5 protein-coding genes and 1 pseudogene are annotated in these 6276 nt (G+C 70.7%); 3 read left to right on the top strand and 3 right to left on the bottom strand.

Annotation, left to right across the window (positions count from 1 at the left end; all coding sequences use genetic code 11):
• The 3 genes and pseudogenes from ABZ070_RS34635 to ABZ070_RS34625 all read left to right on the top strand — a co-directional run.
• Positions 1-455, top strand: a pseudogene (locus tag ABZ070_RS34635) (hypothetical protein); the annotation flags it as partial.
• A gap of 51 nt (positions 456-506) precedes the next feature.
• Positions 507-1907: an 8-oxoguanine deaminase gene (locus ABZ070_RS34630; RefSeq protein ID WP_356639852.1), complete on the top strand. Its 1401-nt coding sequence runs from the start codon at positions 507-509 to the stop codon at positions 1905-1907.
• A 259-nt stretch (positions 1908-2166) separates the two neighbouring features.
• A complete protein-coding gene (locus ABZ070_RS34625) occupies positions 2167-3567 on the top strand; it encodes a nucleobase:cation symporter-2 family protein (RefSeq protein WP_356639850.1) in 1401 nt (466 codons plus the stop codon).
• A gap of 87 nt (positions 3568-3654) precedes the next feature.
• On the opposite strand, the gene ABZ070_RS34620 is transcribed toward ABZ070_RS34625, so the two are convergent.
• The 3 genes from ABZ070_RS34620 to ABZ070_RS34610 all read right to left on the bottom strand — a co-directional run bounded on the left by ABZ070_RS34620 (position 3655) and on the right by ABZ070_RS34610 (position 6202).
• On the bottom strand, positions 3655-4536 hold the full coding sequence (locus ABZ070_RS34620; protein WP_356639848.1) for a lysozyme: 882 nt from the start codon (positions 4534-4536) through the stop codon (positions 3655-3657).
• 221 nt (positions 4537-4757) lie between these two features.
• Entirely contained in the window at positions 4758-5543 is a 786-nt protein-coding gene (locus tag ABZ070_RS34615) for a chitosanase (RefSeq protein ID WP_356639854.1), read from the bottom strand.
• Between the two features lie 62 nt (positions 5544-5605).
• On the bottom strand, positions 5606-6202 hold the full coding sequence (locus tag ABZ070_RS34610; protein ID WP_356639846.1) for an exonuclease: 597 nt from the start codon (positions 6200-6202) through the stop codon (positions 5606-5608).
• Positions 6203-6276 lie beyond the last annotated feature (74 nt).

Genomic DNA, 6276 nt, shown 5'->3' with positions numbered 1-6276 from the left:
ACCTCGTCGAGGGGTACGCGGAGCACGCGGACCGCATCGACGACCTCATCGCCACCTACGCCGTCGGCTGGACGATCGACCGCATGCCGTGCGCGACTCTCATGGCAGAGCTTGTACGGGAGAGGGAGGACGGCTCCCCCACCCCCACAGACCCGGCGCCCCTGAGCCGGCTCCGCGGCCACTGTGCCGTCGCCGTCGCAGGCGGCGCCCTGCTGATCCCCGGCGTGCGCACGGTCCTCGGAGCGGCCGTCTCCCCCGTCCCGATGCCCGTCGCGCTCGGTGCGGGAATCATCCCGCTCGCCGCGGGAGTCCTGTCCGCGAACTTCCCCGCCCGGGCGCGGACGGTGCTCGGCTCCGGCACCGGCACAGGAGCGCTCGCAGCGGTGGCGCTCAACCTGTTCTTCCACCATCTCGGCACCCGCAGCCGCACGGCTGTGGCACTCAAATTCACCTAGGGTCCTGCCGTGCCCACCTCGCCACATCCCGAGAGACAAGAAGGAAGCACCATGGCACCTTCGGCAGCCCCCGACGGCGCGACCCCCCGCATCGTCATCGAGAACTGTGCGATCGCCACTGTCGACGCCAACGACACCGAATACGCCTCCGGCCACATCGTCGTCGCGGGCAACAGGATCGAGTCCGTCGGTGCCGGCGGGGCACCCCAGGGACTGACGAACGTCGTGCGCCGCATCGACGGCACCGGCCACCTCGTCACCCCGGGCCTCGTCAACACGCACCACCACTTCTACCAGTGGATCACCCGCGGCCTCGCCACCGACCACAACCTCTTCAACTGGCTGGTGGCGCTCTACCCGACCTGGGCGCGCATCGACGAGCCGATGGTCCGCGCCGCGGCCCAGGGCTCGCTCGCGATGATGGCCCGCGGCGGAGTCACCACCGCCATGGACCACCACTACGTCTACCCGCAGGGCTCGGGTGACCTGTCCGGCGCGGTCATCGGCGCCGCCCGCGAGATGGGCGTACGGTTCACGCTCGCCCGCGGCTCCATGGACCGCAGCGAGAAGGACGGCGGCCTGCCGCCGGACTTCGCGGTGGAGACCCTCGAGGGCGCCCTCGCCGCCACCGAGGAGACCGTCAAGCAGCACCACGACGCCTCCTTCGACGCGATGACGCAGGTCGCCGTCGCGCCGTGCTCCCCGTTCTCCGTCTCCACCGAACTGCTCAAGCAGGGCGCCGAGCTGGCGCGCCGTCTGGGGGTGCGCCTGCACACCCACGGCTCGGAGACCGTCGAGGAGGAGCAGTTCTGCAAGGAGCTCTTCGGCCTCGGCCCGACCGACTACTTCGAGTCGACCGGCTGGCTCGGCGAGGACGTGTGGATGGCGCACTGCGTCCACATGAACGATTCCGACATCGAGGCGTTCGCCCGCACGCGCACCGGCGTGGCGCACTGCCCCTCCTCCAACGCGCGCCTGGCCGCCGGCATCGCCCGTGTCCCCGACATGCTCAAGGCCGGCGTGCCGGTGGGCCTCGGCGTCGACGGCACCGCGTCCAACGAGTCCGGCGAGCTGCACACCGAACTGCGCAACGCCCTGCTGATCAACCGGCTCGGCGCCCACCGTGAGGCGGCGCTCAACGCCCGCCAGGCGCTGCGGCTCGGCACGTACGGCGGCGCTCAGGTCCTCGGCCGCGCCGAGCAGATCGGCTCGCTCGAGCCGGGCAAGCTCGCCGACCTGGTGCTGTGGAAGCTGGACACACTTGCGCACTCCTCCATCGCCGACCCGGTCGTCGCGCTCGTCTTCGGCGCGGCCGCGCCGGTGACGCTCTCCCTCGTCGACGGCAAGCCCGTCGTCGAGGCGAACCACCTCACCACGGTGGACGAGGACGCCATCGCCCGCTCCACGCGGGACGAGGCACAGCGCCTCGCGCGGATCGCCGCGCAGGGCTGACCCAAGGAACTCCGGCCGGGGGGGACGGCCCCCGGCCGGCGGCCGTGGACCCGAGCGGGGCCCGCGGCGACCGTCACCGGGGGGTGCGTACGACAGAGAGTGCGTACCCCCCGGTGGTGGTGACTCGCGCCCCCGGGCGCGGGGCACCGACCGCACCACCGGTTCGGGCGACCCGGTACGTGCACATGCACCACCCGCACCACCTCCTTGACACCACATGTCACCTCACCCGACGTGTAACCCGACCGGAGGCACCGCCGTGGCCGCGCACAATCCGACCGCCGATGCAGCAGACCGGAAGCATCCGGTCGACGAGACACTGCCCCCCTTCAAGATGTTCACCAGCGGCCTGCAGCATGTGGCCGCCATGTACGCGGGAGTGGTGGCCCCGCCCATGATCGTGGGGCCCGCCGTGGGCCTCGACGCCAAGGACACCGCGTTCCTGATGGGCGCGAGCCTGTTCACGGCCGGTATAGCCACTCTGCTCCAGACCCTCGGCTTCTGGCGCGTCGGCGCCCGGCTGCCGTTCGTCAACGGCGTCTCCTTCGCCGGCGTCACCCCGATGGTCGCCATCGGCAGGGACCGGGGCTACGACGGGATCGCCGTCATCTTCGGCGCGATCATCGTCGCCAGCGTGCTGGGCTTCGTGCTCACCCCGTACTTCTCCAAGCTGGTCCGGTTCTTCCCGCCCGTCGTCACCGGCACCGTCATCACCCTGATCGGTGTGTCGCTGCTGCCCGTCGCCTTCAACTGGTCCCAGGGCGGCAACTCCACGGCCGACGACTACGGTTCCATGCAGAACATCGGCATGGCGGCCCTCACGTTCGTGATCGTGCTGGCGCTGCGGAAACTGCTGCGGGGCTTCCTCCAGCAGATCGCCATCCTGCTCGGCCTCGTCGTGGGCACGATCGTCGCCGTCCCGCTGGGCATGACCAATCTCGACGCGATCAAGGACGCCGGGATCGTCGGCTTCCCGACGCCGTTCCACTTCGGCGCACCGCAGTTCGAGATCGCCGCGATCGTGTCCATGTGCATCGTGATGCTGGTCTGTATGACCGAGTCCACCGCCGACATGCTCGCGCTCGGCAGGATCGTCGACCGCCCGGCCGACGAGCGCACGATCGAGGGCGGTCTGCGCGCCGACACCCTCGGCTCCGCCATCAGCCCGCTGTTCAACGGTTTCATGTGCAGCGCCTTCGCCCAGAACATCGGGCTGGTCGCCATGACCAAGGTCCGCAGCCGGTTCGTCGTCGCCGCGGGCGGCGGCATCCTGATCCTGCTCGGCCTCTGCCCGGTCGCCGCCTCGGTCATCGCACTCGTGCCGCTGCCGGTGCTCGGCGGCGCCGGCATCGTGCTCTTCGGCTCGGTCGCCGCCAGCGGGGTCCAGACGCTGGCCACAGCCGCGTTGGAGAAGGGCGAGAACGCACTGATCGTCGCCGCCGCCGTCGGTGTCGGCCTGATCCCGATCGCCGCGCCGGAGTTCTACCACGCCTTCCCCGAGGACGCGCTCGTCGTCCTCGACTCGGGCATCTCGACGGGGTGCATCGTGGCGATCCTGCTGAACGTCGCCTTCAACCACCTCGGCAGGAAGGGAAGCGCACAGGAGGACCCTGCGCAGAACGGTGCCACCGCGGCCCCCGAGCCGGCCGCCGTGCACTGACACGGGCCGCCCCTGGGGAAGGCGGCCGCCGTGGGCGGGGCCTGCCGCCCTGGGTGATGCCGCACGGCGTCACCCAGGGCGGGCCGCTCAGGGTGTGTTGTTCGCCAGCGCGACGAGCCGGGTCATGGAGCCGTTGAACTTGTTGCGGTCCACGTCACCCGCGACGCCGCTGACGCGCCCGGTCGCCGTGTACTGCCAGAAGGTCCACGTGGGGAACCCGCTCGGGACGTTGGGGCTGGTGACGCCCCAGTGGGCGATCCACAGGGGCGCCTTGGCGGCCATCCCGGTCCAGTTGCCGGTGCAGGTGTTCCACCAGCTCGCGGTCGTGTAGATGACGACGTCCCGGCTGGTGCGCGCCTTGTACGTGGTGTAGAAGTCGTTGATCCAGGTGCGCATCTGGGTCGTCGTCAGCCCGTAGCACATGGCGCCCGACGGGTTGTGTTCGATGTCGAGGACGCCGGGCAGTGTCTTGTTGTCGCGGGACCAGGCGCCGCCGTTGGAGGCGAAGTAGTTGGCCTGCGTCGCACCGTTCGAGGCGTTCGGGCGGGCGAAGTGGTAGGCCCCGCGGACCAGGCCGGCGTTGTACGCGTTCGTGTAGTTGGTGCCGAAGCGGGAGTCCTTGAAGCCGGTGCCCTCGGTGGCCTTGATGTAGGCGAAGTCGATTCCGGCGCCCTTCACCGAGCTCCAGTTGATCGCGCCCTGCCAGTGGGAGACGTCGATTCCCTGGACTCCGCTGGTGTCCAGGGGGCCGAGCACACCGCCGCTGTCCGACGCGTGGGGCTGCTCGAGACGGGTGCCCGCGCCCATCCAGGCCTGGCCGGGCTTGACGGGCTCGTCGGCCGGGGGCGGCGCGGCGGCGGCCGGACCCGTGCTCGTGAGGAGGAGGGCACCGGCCGAGACCAGGGTGCCCGTGAGGGTGACGGCCTTCGATCTTGCACGACGCGCGAATCCGGCTCGGGACACAGGCATGACTGCCTCCTGGCAGGTGGGGGACCGGCGGACGGGCGTGCACCGCACGACTTCACGGTGGGACATGAAGTCATGGACACGTCACACGAGTAGGCCACCGTGACGCCAGGGCGTAAAGAGGTGGTGGAAAGTCCCTGTGGCCCAGACCTGTGGCGATTCGCCCGAGCTGGGAGAACGTCTGGAACGGCGCGGCAAGTTTCAGCGGCCGGGCCGCGTTTTCCCTACTCGATCCGGTAACTGTCGCCGTAGACCCGCCACCGCAGCGGCGGTTCGAGGCCGAAATTTCCCTCCCGTACGAACACCCGCTGCGCCGTCTCGACCCTGCTGGTGTCGGAATGCGACGGCTCCCGGCGGATCGCCTCCACCCGGGCGTCGAGGAACGCGTTCAGGTACGCCGCCTCGTCGCCGCCCTCCGACGGCGGCTCGGCCTCGCGCAACGCCTTCTCGCGCAGCGCACGGAAGCCGACCGACCCCCGGGACGCGTCCGCACCGTGCATCACGTACGCGTCGAAGTAGATGAACTGCCCGAGCGCGCCGAGACCGTCGCGCTCGCCCTGCCGCACCGCGGGCATGAGGTACTGCCGGTCCCGCTCGGCGTCCTGCGCCGCACGGAACACCGGGTCCGACGCGGCCGCCTGTGCCCACGCGCCGGTGAACTCCGGGCCCAGCCCCTGGTGCGAGTCGCTGCCGACGACCGCGCGCAGGGCCGGGAGGTACGGCGCGAGGGCGTTGCCGGGCCGGTCCTTCGTGTAGCGCTCGACCACGGCGAGCATGTCGCCGGTGCCCGAGCAGAAGCCGATGATGCCGGCGGTGTAGCCGCGGCCGTCGCCGATGTCCTCGATGTACCGGTACTGCGCCCGCCAGTCCAGGGAGGAGTTCTCCGCGCTGGAGACGAGCCGCATGGCGATGTCCTGCTTCGCCGGATCGTCGAGCCCGCCGCCCTCTCCGGTGCCGTCTTCGGCACAGGCGGTGCACGCGGCGACAGCGACGACGAGCGCGAACAGCATGCGCAGCACGGATTGCACGGATTGCACGGACTTCACGGCGGTTCCCCCTCCCGGGGGCATGGTCAGGCCCCCGGCCACATCATCAGATTACTGAACAGTTCCGCCTGCTCGATCGCGTCGTCCAGCGCATGGTGCGTATGCCGCCGCCGTGACAGCAGTTCCCGCGGCATCGTCCCCTTCGACACCGCCCGCAGCGGCACCCCCGCCTTCGTCGCGTACAACGTCTTCATGTCCATGCATCCGGAGTGCCCGAAGGGGCTCGAGCCGGTGAACCGCACCTGGTACCAGTACAGGAACATCCAGTCGTACGGCGCCGGATAGCCGCACATCACCGGCTGCGCGCCGTTGTGCACCGCGCGCATCTCCTCCACCCAGGCACCGAACTCGGCCATGGCGAGCGCCGGTTCGCAGCCCTCTGCCAGGAGACGGTCCCGGTCGAGGCCGCTCACCGCGAGTGCCTGCGGGTCGAACTCCTCGCTGACGGGCCGCAGCTCACGGTAGAAGGTGTGCCGCTCCGGATCGGCCGGCTCGTACCCCGCGCCGTCCTGGCGGCCGGCCACCGCCGCGCCGAAGCTGAGCATCGAGAACGGGCCGGGGACCGGCCCGTCGGCCTCGACGTCGACCGAGATGTACAGGCTGGGCTTCACGCTGCGTGTCATGACCGGAGCATCGCACCGACGCCCGCCCCCGATCATCCCGTTTCCCGCCCGGCACGGGATGCGCAGATCGGGGC

This window comes from Streptomyces sp. NPDC006283, from assembly GCF_040613325.1.
Classification (GTDB): domain Bacteria; phylum Actinomycetota; class Actinomycetes; order Streptomycetales; family Streptomycetaceae; genus Streptomyces.
Note: the sequence above shows the minus strand (reverse complement) of the source record. Positions and strands in the feature narration are given on the sequence as shown.

Bases quoted from the DNA above. Each gene is read 5' to 3' on its own strand.
- ABZ070_RS34620 (WP_356639848.1), bottom strand. From the start codon at position 4,536: ATGCCTGTGTCCCGAGCCGGATTCGCGCGTCGTGCAAGATCGAAGGCC.
- ABZ070_RS34615 (WP_356639854.1), bottom strand. From the start codon at position 5,543: ATGCTGTTCGCGCTCGTCGTCGCTGTCGCCGCGTGCACCGCCTGTGCC.
- ABZ070_RS34610 (WP_356639846.1), bottom strand. From the start codon at position 6,202: ATGACACGCAGCGTGAAGCCCAGCCTGTACATCTCGGTCGACGTCGAG.
- ABZ070_RS34630 (WP_356639852.1), top strand. From the start codon at position 507: ATGGCACCTTCGGCAGCCCCCGACGGCGCGACCCCCCGCATCGTCATC.